This window comes from Streptomyces sp. NPDC058469 (assembly GCF_042721125.1).
Lineage (GTDB): Bacteria > Actinomycetota > Actinomycetes > Streptomycetales > Streptomycetaceae > Streptomyces.
The window spans coordinates 1-16,557 of sequence record NZ_JBHXME010000053.1 but is presented as its reverse complement, the minus strand read 5'-3'; the positions used below and the strand labels follow the sequence as shown (position 1 = coordinate 16,557).

The 16,557-nt window shown below is 67.5% G+C and carries 14 protein-coding genes; 10 read left to right on the top strand and 4 right to left on the bottom strand.

Features of this window, described 5'->3' with window-relative positions; all coding sequences use genetic code 11:
• The first annotated feature begins 1 nt into the window (after position 1).
• From ACFWP5_RS22905 to ACFWP5_RS22875, 7 genes are all read left to right on the top strand, one after another.
• Positions 2-1,636, top strand: a complete 1,635-nt coding sequence (locus tag ACFWP5_RS22905; protein WP_384159464.1) for a beta-N-acetylhexosaminidase — start codon at positions 2-4, stop codon at positions 1,634-1,636.
• Between the two features lie 234 nt (positions 1,637-1,870).
• Positions 1,871-2,764, top strand: a complete 894-nt coding sequence (locus tag ACFWP5_RS22900; protein ID WP_019056386.1) for a xanthine dehydrogenase family protein subunit M — start codon at positions 1,871-1,873, stop codon at positions 2,762-2,764.
• Positions 2,761-4,425 carry a 2Fe-2S iron-sulfur cluster-binding protein gene (locus tag ACFWP5_RS22895; RefSeq protein ID WP_384159460.1) on the top strand — a complete coding sequence of 555 codons (1,665 nt, stop codon included), beginning with the start codon at positions 2,761-2,763 and terminating at the stop codon, positions 4,423-4,425. Before ACFWP5_RS22900 ends, ACFWP5_RS22895 begins: the two co-directional genes overlap by 4 nt.
• Positions 4,422-6,761, top strand: a complete 2,340-nt coding sequence (locus ACFWP5_RS22890) for a xanthine dehydrogenase family protein molybdopterin-binding subunit (protein ID WP_384159457.1) — start codon at positions 4,422-4,424, stop codon at positions 6,759-6,761. Before ACFWP5_RS22895 ends, ACFWP5_RS22890 begins: the two co-directional genes overlap by 4 nt.
• A gap of 49 nt (positions 6,762-6,810) precedes the next feature.
• Complete coding sequence (locus tag ACFWP5_RS22885; protein ID WP_384159454.1) at positions 6,811-7,341, top strand: AAA family ATPase; 531 nt, start codon at positions 6,811-6,813, stop codon at positions 7,339-7,341.
• Positions 7,342-7,508: 167 nt separating this feature from the next.
• Positions 7,509-8,702, top strand: a complete 1,194-nt coding sequence (locus ACFWP5_RS22880; RefSeq protein WP_384159452.1) for an SUKH-4 family immunity protein — start codon at positions 7,509-7,511, stop codon at positions 8,700-8,702.
• Positions 8,703-8,821: 119 nt separating this feature from the next.
• Positions 8,822-9,526 carry a DinB family protein gene (locus ACFWP5_RS22875; protein WP_384159449.1) on the top strand — a complete coding sequence of 235 codons (705 nt, stop codon included), beginning with the start codon at positions 8,822-8,824 and terminating at the stop codon, positions 9,524-9,526.
• A 45-nt stretch (positions 9,527-9,571) separates the two neighbouring features.
• Here ACFWP5_RS22875 and ACFWP5_RS22870 read toward each other — a convergent pair whose 3' ends face one another.
• On the bottom strand, positions 9,572-10,168 hold the full coding sequence (locus ACFWP5_RS22870) for a DUF4328 domain-containing protein (protein WP_384159446.1): 597 nt from the start codon (positions 10,166-10,168) through the stop codon (positions 9,572-9,574).
• A 212-nt stretch (positions 10,169-10,380) separates the two neighbouring features.
• Positions 10,381-10,761, bottom strand: a complete 381-nt coding sequence (locus ACFWP5_RS22865; RefSeq protein ID WP_384159443.1) for an antibiotic biosynthesis monooxygenase family protein — start codon at positions 10,759-10,761, stop codon at positions 10,381-10,383.
• Positions 10,762-11,953: 1,192 nt separating this feature from the next.
• On the opposite strand from ACFWP5_RS22865, the gene ACFWP5_RS22860 reads away from it, so the two are divergent.
• From ACFWP5_RS22860 to ACFWP5_RS22850, 3 genes are all read left to right on the top strand, one after another.
• The gene (locus tag ACFWP5_RS22860) at positions 11,954-13,708 is read left to right on the top strand and encodes a DUF262 domain-containing protein (RefSeq protein WP_384159441.1); all 1,755 of its coding nucleotides are present in this window, start codon (positions 11,954-11,956) and stop codon (positions 13,706-13,708) included.
• Between the two features lie 298 nt (positions 13,709-14,006).
• Positions 14,007-14,387 carry a GntR family transcriptional regulator gene (locus tag ACFWP5_RS22855; protein WP_384159553.1) on the top strand — a complete coding sequence of 127 codons (381 nt, stop codon included), beginning with the start codon at positions 14,007-14,009 and terminating at the stop codon, positions 14,385-14,387.
• A 1-nt stretch (position 14,388) separates the two neighbouring features.
• Complete coding sequence (locus tag ACFWP5_RS22850) at positions 14,389-14,955, top strand: HD domain-containing protein (RefSeq protein ID WP_384159438.1); 567 nt, start codon at positions 14,389-14,391, stop codon at positions 14,953-14,955.
• Here the strand turns inward: ACFWP5_RS22850 and ACFWP5_RS22845 are convergent.
• Both ACFWP5_RS22845 and ACFWP5_RS22840 read right to left on the bottom strand, forming a co-directional pair.
• The gene (locus ACFWP5_RS22845) at positions 14,943-15,416 is read right to left on the bottom strand and encodes an NUDIX domain-containing protein (protein WP_384159436.1); all 474 of its coding nucleotides are present in this window, start codon (positions 15,414-15,416) and stop codon (positions 14,943-14,945) included. The genes ACFWP5_RS22850 and ACFWP5_RS22845 overlap by 13 nt on opposite strands.
• A 2-nt stretch (positions 15,417-15,418) precedes the next feature.
• Positions 15,419-16,177 carry an XRE family transcriptional regulator gene (locus tag ACFWP5_RS22840; RefSeq protein WP_384159433.1) on the bottom strand — a complete coding sequence of 253 codons (759 nt, stop codon included), beginning with the start codon at positions 16,175-16,177 and terminating at the stop codon, positions 15,419-15,421.
• Positions 16,178-16,557: the final 380 nt, after the last annotated feature.

Below are 16,557 nucleotides of genomic sequence, written 5' to 3'. Positions count from 1 at the left end.
CGTGACTTCAGAGACGGAACTGATTCCTGAGCCCCGCGGTGTTGTCGCCGGTTCCGGCGAGGTGCGGCTGACAGCGCGCTCCCAGCTCTACGCCGGCGACGGGACGGAAGGCGTCGGCAATTGGCTGCGCACCGTGCTCCAGCAGGCGACTGGTCTGCCGCTGCGTGAGGGGCGGGAACTCGACGACGCCTGCGACGACGGCATCGGGCTCCAGCTCGACCCCGCGCTCGGCCCCGAGGAGTACCGCCTCGTCAGCGACTTGAACGGGATCCTCATCGAGGGCGGCAGCCCGGCCGGTGTGTTCTGGGGCGCCCAGACGCTGCGTCAACTCCTCGGCCCCGACGCGTATCGCAGGGCTCCGCTCGACCGCGACCGCACCTGGGCCGTGCCGCACCTCACGATCCACGACTCCCCCCGCTTCCACTGGCGCGGCCTCATGCTCGACGTCGCCCGGCACTTCATGCCCAAGGAAGGCGTCCTGCGCTACCTGGATCTCATGGCGGCGCACAAACTCAACGTCTTCCACTTCCACTTGACGGACGACCAGGGCTGGCGCGTCGAGATCGAGCGGTACCCGAAGCTGACCGAGATCGGCTCCTGGCGGGCGCGCACGAAATTCGGCCACCGTGCCTCACCGCTGTGGGACGACAAGCCCCACGGCGGCTACTACACGCGGGACGACATCCGCGAGATCGTCGCCTACGCCGCCGAGCGGCATATCACCGTGGTCCCCGAAATCGACGTACCGGGACACTCGCAGGCCGCCATCGCCGCGTATCCGGAACTGGGCAACACCGACGTCATCGCCACCAACTCCCTCTCCGTCTGGGACACCTGGGGCATCAACCCGAACGTACTCGCCCCCACTGACAACACCCTGCGCTTCTACGAGGGGGTGTTCGAGGAACTCCTGGAGCTGTTCCCCTCGGAGTTCATTCACGTCGGCGGTGACGAATGCCTCAAGGACCAGTGGAAGCAGTCGCCGACCGCGCAGGCGCGCATCAAGGAACTCGGGCTCGCTGACGAGGACGAGTTGCAGTCGTGGTTCATCGGACACTTCGACAAGTGGCTCTCCGCGCGCGGGAGAAGGCTCGTCGGCTGGGACGAGATCCTGGAGGGCGGGCTCGCGGAGGGGGCCGTGGTGTCGTCCTGGCGTGGTTACGAGGGCGGGATCACGGCGGCCCGCGCGGGGCACGACGTCGTCATGTGCCCTGAACAGCACGTGTACTTGGACTGGCGGCAGGCCCCCGGCGAGGACGAGCCGGTGCCGATCGCCCATGTGCGCACCCTGGAGGACGTCTACCGCTTCGAGCCGGTTCCCGAGCAGCTCAGCGAGGCCGAGGCCCGTCATGTGCTGGGCGCGCAGGCCAACGTGTGGACCGAGGTGATGGAGGACCACGCACGCGTGGACTACCAGACGTTCCCCCGGCTCGCGGCGTTCGCCGAGGTCGCCTGGAGTGCTCTTCCGGCGCCCGCGGAACGGGACTTCGCCGAATTCGAGCGACGGATGGCCGCCCACTATCCGCGCCTCGACGCCCTGGGTGTCGCCTACCGTCCGCCCACCGGACCACTGCCGTGGCAGCGGCGCCCCGGAGTGCTCGGACGACCGAAGGACGGCCCGCCCCCGAACGCATAGAACAGGGAAGGGAAAAAGACCCCAAGAGTCACCGATGAGTGGCAATTCGTGCGTACCGGTGATGCCGTGCGAAAACGGACCATCTCCCAGGTGAGATGGGCGAATGCCTCCTAGCGGACCCCCGCGTTCGGGTCTTGCGAAGATGTGCCAGAGTTGCCACGTCCGCCCTGTCAGCACGTACCGTACGGCAGCAACAGGTGGGACCAGGTGGGGCAGCGGGAAGGGGCAGCCGGTTTGACCACGCACGCACCGCAGGCGGGGCAGTCCGTCACGCTGCCCACGACGCTGGACGAGGCCGTGGCGGCGCTCACGGCCCTGCCCACGGCCGTCCCCGTGGCCGGCGGCACCGACCTCATGGCGGCCGTCAACTCGGGCCAGCTCAGGCCCAGCGCGCTGGTCGGCCTGGGCCGGATCAGCGAGATCCGCGGCTGGCAGTACCAGGACGGGCACGCGCTGCTCGGCGCGGGCCTCACGCATGCCCGTATGGGCCGCCCCGACTTCGCCGCCCTCATCCCGGCGCTCGCCGCCTCCGCGCGTGCGGCGGGCCCGCCGCAGATCCGCAACGCGGGCACCCTGGGCGGCAACATCGCCTCGGCCGCGCCCACCGGGGACGCGCTGCCCGTACTGGCCGCCCTGGAGGCGACGCTGATCATCGCGGGCCAGGACGGAGCCCGCCGGGAGATCCCGGTGTCGCACCTCCTGGCCGGTGTGGAGATGCTGCGCGGCGGCGAACTCATCGGCTTCGTGCGCGTGCCCCTGCTGCACGCCCCGCAGGTCTTCCTGAAGGCCACCGGCCGGACCGGCCCCGGGCGCTCGGTCGCGTCCGTCGCGGTCGTCCTCGACCCCGCCCGGCGCGGGGTCAGGTGCGCCGTCGGAGCCATAGCGCCGATGCCGCTCAGACCGCTGGACGCCGAACAGTGGGTGGCCCGGCTGATCGACTGGGACAACAGCCGCACGATCGTCCCCGAGGCGCTGAGCGCCTTCGGGGAGTACGTCGCCGCGGCCTGCATCCCCGACCCGGTACCGGCCGAGGACGGCTCCGTGGAACAGCTTCCGCCCGCGGTACTGCACCTGCGGCGCACCGTCGCCGCACTGGCCCGACGAGCACTCGGGAGGGCGCTGTCGTGACCGACGACCAGCACGGAGAGGGCACCCCCCAGGGCGGCGGACGCTGGGACCCGCTGCCCCAGGGCGACTACGACGACGGCGCCACGGCCTTCGTGAAACTCCCCGAAGGGGGCATCGACGCCCTCCTGGCCGCCCCGGGCCACGGCTATGTGCCGCCGCCCATCACGGCCACCCCCGCCCCGGACGCCGACGACCCGTCGGGCACCGGCTCCTGGGCGATGCCCGCCGAGGGCGTCCAGTGGCCCGACCCGAACGCCGTACCGCAGCAGGGGACGGCCGGAGGGGATCAGTTCTCGTACCGCCCCGGGGCCACCGGCCAGTGGACCTTCCAGGACACCAACGCGCCGGACGCGGGCGCCGCTCCCGGTCGCGACGTGACCGGGGAGTGGTCGATCCCCGTGGCCGGTGGTGATCTCCCGGACGAATCGGGCGAGTTCACCACCTCGGCCCTGGTCGAGCAGTGGGGCGGCACCCCGCCGGCCACCCTGCCCGGCGGCGCTCCCGCGCCCTGGGCGACGGACGGCGCGGGCCAGCCCTGGGCACAGCAGGCGTCGGACGCGGGAGTGGCGGAGCGGCCGCACGTGGAGCCGTCCGAGCACACCGACGGACGCGGCCTGGAACACCCGGCCGACCGGTCCGGCACGCGCACGGCCGGCGAGGTGTCGGCGCGGGCCGCCACCCGACCGCCCACCGAAGCGACCCGGCAGCCGTACGGCGAACCCGGCGACCCGTACGCGCACACCCGGACCGACGCCGCCGCCGACCCCTACGGCGACGCGCGCGCCGACCGCCACGACGACACCGCCGCCGAACTCGCCGCGGCCGACGCACAGTCGGCTCATGGGAGCGGTGGGACGGGCGACGACGGCGAAGGGGCCGCGGAGGGCACTGAGGGGCCCGCTGAGGCGTCCGCGGCGGTCGACGCGGCCGAGGATGCCGAAGCAGCTCCGGAGGCCGCTGAGGCGCCCGTGACGGCCGTCGAGCCCGACGCGCCGGACGAGGCCGCCGAGCCGGCCCCGAAGATCCCCGGCGACGAACACCCGCTCGCTTCCTACGTGTTGCGCGTCAACGGCGCCGACCGGCCCGTCACCGACGCCTGGATCGGCGAGTCGCTGCTGTACGTGCTGCGCGAACGCCTCGGGCTCGCGGGCGCCAAGGACGGCTGCTCGCAGGGCGAGTGCGGGGCTTGCAACGTCCAGGTCGACGGACGGCTCGTCGCCTCCTGCCTGGTGCCCGCCGTGACCGCCGCCGGCAGCGAGGTCCGTACGGTCGAGGGCCTGGCCGTCGAGGGACAGTCCTCCGACGTGCAGCGGGCGCTCGCCAAGTGCGGGGCCGTGCAGTGCGGTTTCTGCGTGCCCGGCATGGCGATGACCGTGCACGACCTCCTGGAGGGCAACCCCGCGCCCACCGAACTGGAGGCGCGCCAGGCACTGTGCGGCAACCTGTGCCGCTGCTCCGGCTACCGGGGTGTCCTGGACGCCGTACAGGAAGTCGTCGCCGAACGTGAGGCGCACGCCGCTGCCGCCGAACCTGAGTCGGACGGCGACGAGGCGCGTATTCCCCACCAGGCGGGCCCCGGGGGCGGTGGCGTCCACCAGTCGGCGTTCGAGTCCCCGCGCACGCAGGACCAGGTCTACGGCCAGGACGGAGGTCAGGCGTGAGCAACGAAGCCGCCACCGCGACCACGGAGGTCGCGCCCGCCCCGGAGCTGCCGGGCCACGGCCTGGGCGCCTCGCTCCCGGCCGCCGACGCCCGCGCCAAGACCGAGGGCACCTTCCCGTACGCGGCCGACCTGTGGGCCGAGGGCCTCCTCTGGGCGGCCGTCCTGCGCTCGCCGCACCCGCACGCGCGCATCGTGTCCGTCGACACGTCCCACGCGCTCGACATGCCCGGCGTACGGGCCGTCATCACCCACGAGGACGTGCCGGGCAGGGACCGCTACGGCCGGGGCACCGCCGACCGTCCGGTGTTCGCCTCCGAGGTCGTACGCCACCACGGGGAGCCCATCGCCGCGGTCGCCGCCGACCACCCCGACACCGCGCGGATGGCCGCCGCGGCCATCATGGTCGAGTACGAAGTACTCGACCCGGTGACCGACCCCGAGCAGGCCTTCGAGGCCGAGCCGCTGCACCCCGACGGCAACCTGATCCGGCACATCCCGCTGCGCCACGGCGACCCGGACGCGACCGCCGACATCGTCGTCGAGGGCCTGTACCGCATCGGCCGCCAGGACCCCGCCCCCATCGGCGCCGAGGCCGGCCTCGCCGTACCCCGCCCCGACGGCGGCGTCGAGCTGTACATCGCCTCCACGGACCCGCACAACGACCGCGACACGGCCGCCGCCTGCTACGGCCTGGAGCCCGACCGCGTGAAGGTCGTCGTCACCGGCGTCCCCGGAGCCACCGCCGACCGCGAGGACCAGGGCTTCCAACTCCCGCTCGGACTGCTGGCCCTGAAGACCGGCTGCCCGGTCAAACTCACCGCCACGCGCGAGGAGTCCTTCCTCGGCCACACCCACCGCCACCCCACCCTGCTGCGCTACCGCCACCACGCCGACGAGGACGGCAGGCTGGTCAAGGTCGAGGCCCAGGTGCTGCTCGACGCGGGCGCCTACGCCGACACCTCCTCGGAGGCACTGGCCGCCGCCGTCTCCTTCGCCTGCGGCCCGTACGTCGTCCCGAACGCCTTCATCGAGGGCTGGGCCGTGCGCACCAACAACCCGCCCTCGGGACACGTCAGGGGCGAGGGCGCCATGCAGGTCTGCGCCGCCTACGAGGCGCAGATGGACAAGCTCGCCAAGAAGCTCGCCATGGACCCGGCCGAACTGCGCCTGCGCAACGCCATGGCCACCGGGGACGTCCTGCCGACCGGCCAGACCGTGACCTGCCCGGCGCCGGTCGCCGAACTCCTCCAGGCCGTACGGGACTTCCCGCTGCCGCAGCTCCCCAAGGACACCCCCGCGGACGAGTGGCTGCTGCCCGGCGGCCCCGAGGGCGCGGGCGAACCGGGCGCGGTACGCCGGGGCGTCGGCTACGGCCTCGGCATGGTGCACATGCTCGGCGCCGAGGGCGCGGACGAGGTCTCCACGGCCACCGTGAAGGTCCACGACGGCATCGCGACCGTGCTGTGCGCGGCCGTCGAGACCGGCCAGGGCTTCACCACGCTCGCCCGGCAGATCGTCCAGGAGACCCTCGGCATCGACGAGGTGCACGTCGCCCCCGTGGACACCGATCAGCCTCCCGCCGGCCCCGGTTGCCGAGGCCGCCACACCTGGGTCTCGGGCGGCGCGGTCGAACGGGCCGCGAAAATGGTCCGCACCCAACTGCTCCAGCCCCTGGCGCACAAGTTCGGGATGTCGACCGAGCTGCTCCAGATCACCGACGGCAAGATCACCTCCTACGACGGTGTCCTCTCGACGACCGTCACCGAGGCCCTGGACGGCAAGGAACTCTGGGCCACCGCCCAGTGCCGCCCGCACCCGACCGAGCCCCTGGACGAGGCGGGCCAGGGCGACGCCTTCGTAGGGCTCGCCTTCTGCGCGATCCGCGCGGTCGTCGACGTCGACATCGAACTCGGCTCCGTACGGGTCGTCGAGTTGGCCCTCGCCCAGGACGTCGGCCGGATCCTGAACCCGACCCAACTGGTCGCCCGTATCGAGGGCGGTGTCACCCAGGGTGTCGGTATCGCGCTGACGGAAAACCTACGCACCGCGCGCGGGTTGATCCGCCACCCCGACCTCACGGGCTACGCCCTGCCCACCGCCCTGGACGCCCCCGACATCCGGATCGTGAAACTCGTCGAGGAACGTGACGTGGTCGCCCCCTTCGGTGCGAAGGCGGTCAGCGCGGTACCCGTGGTCACGTCCCCGGCGGCGATCGCGTCCGCGGTGCGCGCGGCGACAGGCCGTCCCGTGAACCGGCTGCCGATCCGCCCGCAGGCGGCTGTGGTGACGACGAACGAGCAGTACGGGCAGGGGCAGGGGCAGTACGGGCATTAAGCGGCCCGTGCTGGAAGGTACTTGAGCGGGTCCTGGAAGGTGCTTCAGGGTGTTCGAGGGAGTCGTCCTCATCACCGGTGTGATGGCCTCCGGCAAGTCGACGGTCGCGCAGGCGCTGGCGGAGAGGCTGCCGAGGGCGGCGCACGTCCGGGGTGACGTCTTCCGGCGGATGATCGTCTCGGGACGCGAGGAGTACGTCCCCGGTGCGGGCGGCGAGGGGGAGACTCAACTCCGGTTGCGGTACCGGCTGTCGGCGGCGACGGCGGACGCGTACGCGCAGGCCGGGTTCACGGCGGTCGTCCAGGACGTGGTGCTGGGCGCGGAGTTGCCGGCGTACGTCGACCTGATCCGCACCCGCCCGCTGCACGTGATCGTCCTCGCACCGACCCCGGCGACCGTGACGGCACGGGAGGCGGGCCGGGCGAAGACCGGATACGGCGCGTGGACGGTCGAGGAACTGGACGGCGCGCTGCGGACGGAGACCCCGCGCATCGGCCTGTGGCTGGACACCTCCGGGCTGACGGTGGGGGAGACGGTGGACGCGATCGTCGAGGGACGGGAACGTTCGCGGGTGACCTGAGCGTCTGATGGGTGGGGACGTTTAGGACGTTTCCGCGCTCTGCGAGGCGTTTCGCTGCGTTTTGCCTGGTCAGGGCCATTGTCAGTGGTGCCGCGTAGTGTTCTGGGCAGTGGGGACGACAGCGGAGCGCCGGTGCCACACGGGGAAGATTCACGCACGGGGGAACAATGAGCAGGACCGACGCCGGTTCTACGGCGACCATGATCACCTTGACCGAGGGCGACCTCGATCCGTACATCACGCACGAGTCGACGCGCCGCTGGCTGACGGGTCCCGGACTGCCGGGCGACAGCGGCCTGTTGACGTTCGAGGAGCTGCGCAGGGCGGGCCTGCGGACGGTGGCGGACTCGATGGGTGACCCCGCCCCGCTGGCGGAGGAGCTCCGGGACCAGCTGGTGATAGGCGCGCTCTGGGGACCCGACGGCGGGGAGGCGGAGTCCATCCTGCTCGACGGCGAGACGGGCGAGATCGCGACGACGTACTTCTTCCACGACCGCCCGGACCTGATGGAGACCGGCCCGCTGGCCCCGTCGATCGAAACGCTGACGCGCTTCACGACGACGACGGACGAACTGACCGACCTGCGCGGCCAGTTCGCGTCCTACGAGGGCCGTCACGGCACGAAGACGGCGGCGGAGGCATCACGCCAACTGCTCGCGGTGTTCGAGTCGGAGACGGACGGCGAGGTGCCCCCCTTCTGGAAGGCGGCGGCCCTGATCCGCCCGCTCGCACTGGTCGCCGGCCCGGGCACGACATCGGGGCTGACCCTCGACATCCCGGCCCGCCTGCTGGACCAGGAGTTCGGCCAGGGCACGGTCGCCCGCTTCGAGGAGGTCGACTTCCCCGCCACGCTCACCCACGAACCGACCCGCCGCTTCCTGCGCGAGACGGGCCTGCCCGAGGACGCGTTCCTCTTCCAACTCGACACGGACGTCCCGCTCTCCACCCTCGCCGAGTTCTACGAGGACGAGCCCGCCGAGGAACTCCCGCCCCGCGCCGACCAGTTGATCCGCCTCGGCTACCTCATAGAGGACAACAGCCTGATGGTGGACGGCGCGACGGGCGAGATCCTGACCTGGAGCGAGCCCGAGGCGACGCTGGCTCCGTTGAACACGGACGTCTCGACCCTCGCTTTCACCCTCTGGCTGCTCCACCGCGAGAAGGCGATCGACGCGGACCTGTCGGGCGAGCTGACGGCAGAGGCGTACGACCAGTTGGCGACGACGATGCTCCAGACGCTGTCGAGGGTGGACCCGACGGGCACGACCCCCCGGGCGGCAGACCGCGACCGCCACCATCTGCACCCGCACCCGCACTACTGGACGGAGGCGTTCCAGGACGAGGCGGGCGGGGTGCTGTGACGCGCGCGTAGGCCGGCCGAGAAAATCGTTCGCGTCGAGTGAGGCGAGCGGTTACCGTCCGCCTGACCGCACCGGGGTGAGGGTGCGGGTACGGGACGCCACGGGCGAGGGGAGCAGAGGTGGAGACCGACCGCTTGGGCTTGCTGCTGGAGCAGTTCGACAAGGCCCGGGAGATGGCACAGGTACGGCTTAAGGGGCTCGGCGACGAGGAGTACCTCTGGGAGCCGGCGCCCGACTGCTGGTCGCTCCGACGCCGGAGCGAGGCGGTGACACCGAGGGCGTTCGGACCGGGGGAGTGGGTCCTCGACCTGGGCGCGGCGGACATCCCGGCGAGCGAGTACGCCGAGGTCGCCCGCCAGGCCGCCGACGGCATGACCGTCGCCAAGATCGCCGACGACTGGAGCGTGACCGTCGAACGGGTGGAGGAGATCCTCGCCCACACGGGCGAGCCGGAGCCCGACACGACACCGATCACGACCATCGCGTGGCGACTGGGGCACCTGCACTTCCAGTTCGCGGGGGCGTGGGAGTGGACGTTCGGTGAGCGACGTCAAGACCCGAAGCAGATGGTCGACTTCACGCCGTCGGCCGCCCTGACCCTGGACCACTTCTGGCCGGTGATCGACCGCTGGCGAGCGGCTGTCACCACGGTCACAGAGGCCCAGCTGGACGTGGTCGGCTTCTCCCAGTACCCGTACGGATCCGACCCGGACGACCCGTACGTCGCTGTGCTGGCGGGGGCGAACCTGGAGTTCATTCACCACATGGCGGAGATCGCGTTGTTGCGTGATCTGTGGCGGGCGCGGGTGGCGAGTGGGGGTTAAGTCCGAGGCGCCTTGAGGGTGTTCAACCGAGGGGAGGGCGGCACCTCACGCCTGGGCGAGGGGCTCGGCGGGAACGGCGGCACCGAGTGCGGCGTTCTGCAGCGTCGTGATGCGCTCGATCACGAGCCCCGCCAGTACGGCCGCCGCGATCATGAGTGCCTCCTCCACCACCAGGAAGGCCGTCGAGCCCGGGGTCACCCGGCTCGCGACCACGAACACCAGCACGTGCCCGATCCAGGTGGCCCACCACGCATTCACCAGGGTCGTGTCCCGCTTCTCCTCCCACGACGCGGAGCTCGCGCGCCCGATGGCGAGGACGATCCCGCGAGGGACAAAGAGATTGACCACTGGAATGAACCACATGCCGATCGTCCGACCCCGACTCGGAACCGAGGCCCCGGGCGACAACTCCTGCGCGTTGCGCCGGGATCGGGCGAGCCACACGAGGAACAGCACGGCCGCGAGAGTCGTCAGATAGCCGAAGATCATGGAGATGAAGCCCGACTCGGATGCATCCGTGCCGTGCAGGTAGCGAGACCGGACCGCCGCCGCACGGAACACGTCCGCCACGGCGGCCGCGCCTATCGCCACCTGCGCGGAGCGGACAAGGATCCGGGGCGCTTTGCGGGCGGTACTCGTCATCGTCTTCGGCCTGTCTCGGAGGCGTGTGTGGCCACGGCGGACGCCGGGCGGAGTGATCTTAAGGTCTGATCGCCGCACGCGCGTACGATTTCCGGGCCCTTGGTCTCGGTCGGCTCTCCCTTGGTGGCGAAGGTCCGCTCGTCGGGGATCGCTGCGGCACGGCAGTGCTGTCGGTCGAGCGCTGTCGGTCGTTGGTCCAGGACTTCGGTTGGTCAGCCTGCTGTAGGGCTCTGCGGAACCTGCGCCCGCACGAACCCGTGGCTCCGCTCCACCTTCGCCACGTGCAGCGTGTAGCTCTGGTACCACTCGGCCTGCCCGCGCTTCTGTGCCGCGCGGTGCTCGGCGTTGGTCCGCCACTCGGCGAGGGCGTCGGCGTCGCGGAAGTACCCGACGGTGATCCCCAGCCCGCCCGGAGTCTGAGCGTGGTCCATCCCCAGGTACCCGGGGATGTCCTTCACCAGGTCCTCCATGCGCGCGTTGGTCTCGCCGTAGCCGCTCTGCTCCTGGGTTCGCACCGTGGTGAACACGGCCACGTAGTACGGAGGTTCATAGGCCTCGACGGGCGTGACAGGCACCTCGGAGTGATCGCTCATGGCGCCACGGTAGGGCAGCGTGTCCCCGATTCCGACGCCGAGAGTTCAACCGGCAACCGGCACCGGCGGGGCCGCGAGGTCAGGCAGAGGACCGAGCGGCATGCTGGTCAGCCGTACTACTGGAGGCCGTGGCGGGAATCGAACCCGCGTAACTCGCTTTGCAGGTTTGTCCGGGCTGGTCAGAGCTTGATCCGGTCGTGTTCACGTGCGTTCAATTCCGTACGGATGATGTGCCGGCTGAGGCAGGCTGAACGGCCTTGGACGGCGGCGTACGGCGATGAATGAGACGGAAACTGAGACGGCTTGCTCTGCCGGGTGACTGCCCAGTTGCCCCACTGTGACATCCCCGTGAAGCCGGACGACTACATTGCGTAGATGCAACTCATCAGTCCCGACGTGGCACCGACCGTTGCCTTAGGGTCACTCAGCGTGGCGCTCACCTCGCTGATTCTCGCGTTCTACGCATTTCGGACCGGAGGTCCGAAGGTTAGCGTCCAGTGCTACATCGTGAGGTATTCGACTGGCGAGTACGTGCTTCGGCTCGTTGTGTCGAACAGGGGACGCTCCGCTACGACGATCGAGGCTGGGCAACTCGATGTCTCTTGGCAGTACGACGATAAGCCTTGGCGGGACACGCATCGCACCCTCTGGCCCGTGTTTCCCACGGAGTTCCCGTTTCGATTGGAAGGGAACACGCTCGTCGAGTGGTCTTGCCCGGCAACCGAACTGATGGCGGAAGCGATCGGTTGGACTCCCAACGCATGGCGACTTCACGTCAAGATCGGCCATCGGAAGCGCAGCGTACGCGTCTCAAAGACGATCGCCCTTGTGGAGAAAGTTGGAGTAGGTCCTTTGCGTTAGCTGAGCGAGTTCGGTCGTGGAGTTGTGGCCTGCCGCGCCGAGGTTGATCGCTTTGCGGGATCGTCCGCGCTGGTCGGGAACTTGTCGCGCCCAGAGGGGTTGTCAGTGCCCTCGTCTACGGTGTTCGGCATGGCACCTGCTGAGGTTGGTCAGCTTCACGGCTTTGATCGAGATCGCGGTCACAACAAGTCAGGGTCACCATGGAGGCACAGGGCCTCCAGTTTTCTATCTTGACCGAAAGGCTGACGCTGCATCAGTTGGCACACTAGGATTCACTCATCACCGTGTAGTGAAACGTCAGCCTTCGCTGACCAATCGGAGGAGATCCTCAATGACTAGCGCCTATGAGTCGGACCCGATTTTCGACCCTGTACCACGGCAGCTTTCGAATATTGTCACGAGGATTAGGGCTGGCGAGGTTGCTCTGCCAGACTTCCAGAGGAACTTTGTATGGGACGCGGCAAGAACAGAAGAGCTAATTAAGTCCATTATTTCCAAGTTTCCTGTAGGTACCCTCCTGCTTTGGAAGCAAGGAAGTGAGGAGCTTTTTGCGAGTAGAAATTTTGAAGGTGCTCCGGAACTTGCTGGAAAAAAGCCAGACGAGCTAGTGCTTGACGGTCAGCAGCGATTGACTGCTCTCTATCAGGCACTCACAGGGACAGGGGATGAGCTGTATTACCTGAAAGTAGATGAATTCGTAAATTTCGACGAGAAGACCATTAGAGAATTCCACGAGGTGGATTTTGAGACCGCCATTATTTCGGTCCCAAAGGCCTCGACCGAAACGCAGAGGAAGAAGAACGAGGGCATCCTCACGCTCTCCCACTTTCCGATTTCTGATGTGAGTCGTTTTGATGACTGGTTGGACGATTTTGCGGATGCGGCGAAGGAGGGAGATGCGTCTATTGACGCTAAAGCTCTCAGGTCCCTCTATCGGCAGATGCGGGATAAGTATGTAATTCCGCTGCGCTCCTACGGACTCCCGACGCTGACACTTCCCGAAACGACGCCGATTGAGGCTGTCTGTACCATCTTCGAGACGCTTAACCGGACGGGAAAGCCGCTGGGTCCGTTCGAGCTATTGACTGCGCGCTACTATCCCCAAGGGGTCAATCTCCGAGAGTACTGGGATGAAGCCCGTAGTAACTATCGGGCTCTAGTAGATTTCAAGATCGACCCCTATAACGTGCTACAGGCGGTCACTCTGCGGGCTCACGGATCGGCTCAACGCTCCGATATTCTAAAGAAGTTGACGGCTGACGACATTCGTGAGCACTGGAATCCTGTAATTAAGGGCATCGCTGGAGTCATTGACATGCTCCAGTCCGACTGCGGCGTGGTCGACGCAAAATGGCTGCCTTATGGCATGGTCCTCTTCCCTATGGCGGCTGTATGGCAAGAGATCATGGAACTTGAGCCACTTGATCGGGCCACTGCCACCGAACGAATCCAGAGGTTCTTCTGGAACAGTGTCTTTACGACCAACTATGATCAAGGTGCTAACAGTCAAGCGGGCGCCGACTATTCACGCCTCAAGAATTGGGCACCGAAGGGTGAGGGAGGGGCGCCGGAGGCAATTGAGGATCTTCCGCTTGATGCGGCGACCTTCAGGTCCGCTTCAGTCCGTCGCAAGGCGCTGTACGCCGGGCTGATGTGTTTGCTCGTCAAAAGCCGGGCGGAAGATTTTCACACTGGCCAGGCAATGACTCCATATCGAGTTGGTGAGACACCAATCGACTCGCATCACATCTTTCCGAAGGCCTTTTTGGCGAGGTCGGGGGCGGCGGAAAGCTCCGAGCTCTTGCTAAATCGCAGCTTGATCGATGCCGAGACCAATAGAATCATCAAAGATAAGGCGCCAAGCGACTACTTGCAGGACATGGCCGATGCATACGGTGAGGACAAGTTGCGGTCTGTTCTGAACTCCCACGCTATCAAGGTTGGTCCTGAGAGCGGAATCTCAAGGGATGACTATACGGCGTTCCTTGATGAGCGCTTGGATACGGTAGTTCAGCTAGTCGAGCGGGCGACGGGGAGAACTCTTGTTGAAGTGGAGGATGAAGAAAGTACGGATCAGTTGGCCTAATTGCCCTGACCTCGCTCTGAGAACTTCGGCACCCAACGATTGGACCCCCGAGTGTCAGGGTGCAGCTGTTCCTGTGGATCACGGCGATGCGCGTCTGCCTGCTAAACCTTTAGTTGCAGCAGCGAGTTGTCCTATGTACACCCGACCACAGAGTCCGAAGCGCGTCGCACCATGCGAGGCTTAGCTGTGATGATGGGTAGATGGAGAGGGAGAGCGAGTGGCACAGCAGGGGAGCCCTCGGGGGACCTTCCTGGAGATTGCAGCGGCGGTGAAGGCTCGGATCAAGGCCGACCCGGGGATGATGAAGCTGCCGCCGGCGGCAGACCTCATGCAAGCTCACGGGGTGTCTCGCGGAGTCGTACTCCGTGCATTCGGTGTGCTCCAGAAGGAAGGCGTCGCTGAACCCGAGCCGGGTGGGCGGTGGCGCGTCGTCCGCAGCGGCGATCAAGTCGACCGCCGACCTCTCACTGAGCGGATCGCGGCCGTCGTCGTGGATGATCGTCTGATGGTTGGGGCACCGTTCCCTAGTGCATCCGCTCTCGCCATCAGGTTCGGAGTCTCGCGCCCCACCGTGACCAAGGCGCTCGACAAGCTGGAGGCCGCCGGCGTGTTGGCGAGTGGAGGGCAGGGCAGGGTGCGGACCGTCCGCGCGGTGCCGAATCGAGAGGAGCGTTCGTAGCTTGTCGGAGCTGACGGAGTGGGCGTATCCCCTGGCTGAGTCCCTGCTGGCTGAGCCGTTGCCGCGTCGCTGGAAGCATTGCCTCGGTGTCGCCGAGCGGGCGCGCAGTATTGCGCTCATCCTCGGGGACGACGCCGAGCTACTGGAAGCGGCGGCCGTGCTGCACGACATCGGTTACGCACCCGACCTCGCCAAGACCGGTTTCCATCCGCTCGACGGCGCCCGCTACCTGCGAGATGTCGCTAACGCCGATGAGCGGGTCGTGCACCTAGTGGCGCATCACTCCTGCTCATGGATGGAAGCCGACGCACGTGGCCTGCGCGACGAGTTGGAGGGGGAGTTCCCGCGTGAGAGTGCGCACCTCAACGACGCCCTCTGCTACTGCGACATGAACACGACGCCGGACGGTACCCCCACGAATCCCGTGGATCGGGTCAACGAGATTACGGGACGGTATGGGCCGGAAAGCCTGATCGGTACGTTCATCCGCCGCGCCGAACCCGAGATCCTGGCGAGCACGGGGCGTGTACTCGAAAGGGTCGCCGCGGCCAAGCGTCAGCCGATGTAGGGGGACCGCCGGGTCCGGTCCATCGCGTGCTCGATACGCATCCGCATCGTGGGGTGGACATCCAACTGTGCCAAGTCCGCTGGGGCGACCCAGCGGACTTGTGTTGTCTCGTTGCTCGTACGCAGCTCACCGCCGACCGGCCGGGCGTGAAAGCAGATGCTGAACTGTTGGCGGACCTCGCCGTCGTCGTACTGCATGACATGACCCGGGTCGGTGTAGATCCCTGACAGGTCGTCGACTTCGGCCTTAATGCCCGTCTCTTCCCAGACCTCTCGAATCACCGTGTCACTGATGGATTCGCCGACGTCGTGGCCACCGCCGGGAAGTGCCCAACGCCCGTTGTCGGATCGCTGAATCATGAGCACCTGCCCCGCGTCGTTCTGCACGAACGCGACGACCGACGGCACGACTGAGTTGGCCGGCGGGGCGTCCGGGTCGTGCAGGTAGTCGATGCGTCCCATGCTCAAGCTCCCGTGATGTCGTGGTCGGTCACTGGCCTGGCGCCTTCCCAGGTCTGCTGAACGCTATTGGCGAACGTGTCGAACAGACCCCCGCCGGGGAGCCGCCGCAGGTGAAGCACGGGAGCCATGTAAGCGCCGATGCCGTACACGTGCGTGTTGGCCAACATCTCGTCATCGGCGCGGTAGATCGAGTTGTAGAGCACCGTGTCGTGCAAGCGGAAGGTGATCTCGGGGTGGCTGGTGAACAGAGGGCGGTAGTTGAGTAGTGCGTTACGGATCTTGCTGTCCATGACGCGATGCCCTTCGTCGATGCCGCGTCGAATGACGGCCTCGCACTCTGGATCGCCCATCAGCACTCGGATGCGGACGCCGCTCTTGGACTTCTCTTTCAAGGTCGAGAAGAAGAGGGGGTCTTCAGCCAGGTAGATGCCGGCGTACACGAGGATGTCGATGCGCTCCGTGGCGCGCTCGCACATCTCACGCCAGAGGTCCGACGGCACGACGTGCCGATGAGGGTAGACAGTCGTGATCTCAGCCTTGCTCAGGTCGGCTGAGGAGTCCTGAACTCGGGAGTCTTCCCAAAGCATCGTCACATCGACGTTGAGCGCAGCCGCCGTGGCGTACTGATGGCGCCGGTACGGCACCTTGCCCTGCGTGATCCAGCGTTCCACGGTCTTCGGGTTGACCTTGATCCCGTCCGCGAGGCTCTGAACGGTCATGCCACGGGCCAACAGGGCTGACCGCAAGCGCTCGTTGGGCATCTTGTATCCCTCCGTGGGACATCTAGGGAGCTCTTGACGGTAGTCAGCTGATCGGGAGCTGTCCACGTAGGGGGTAACCAACTCCCCTGACCTGGGGCGATTCTGAATGTGCGCCAAGAAGTCCCGGCGCAAAACCAAGAGGTTCCGTCGGTGAGCTTGACGGACCCCTATGCAGTACCTGTAAAACAGGTATCGCAACACAGTGTCCGGAGAACCCCGAAACGGGATTCGCCGGCTGTGTTCGCAAGTGCTTGACCTGCAAGAACGCATGACCAGGAGCCCCGCGTTGGACGGGGGGAGGGCACCGGACAGTCGTCTGTTTCAGGCGATCCCTTGGCAGTCCGGATGGCAGACCGAAAGGTCAGGTCTCTGCCTACAAC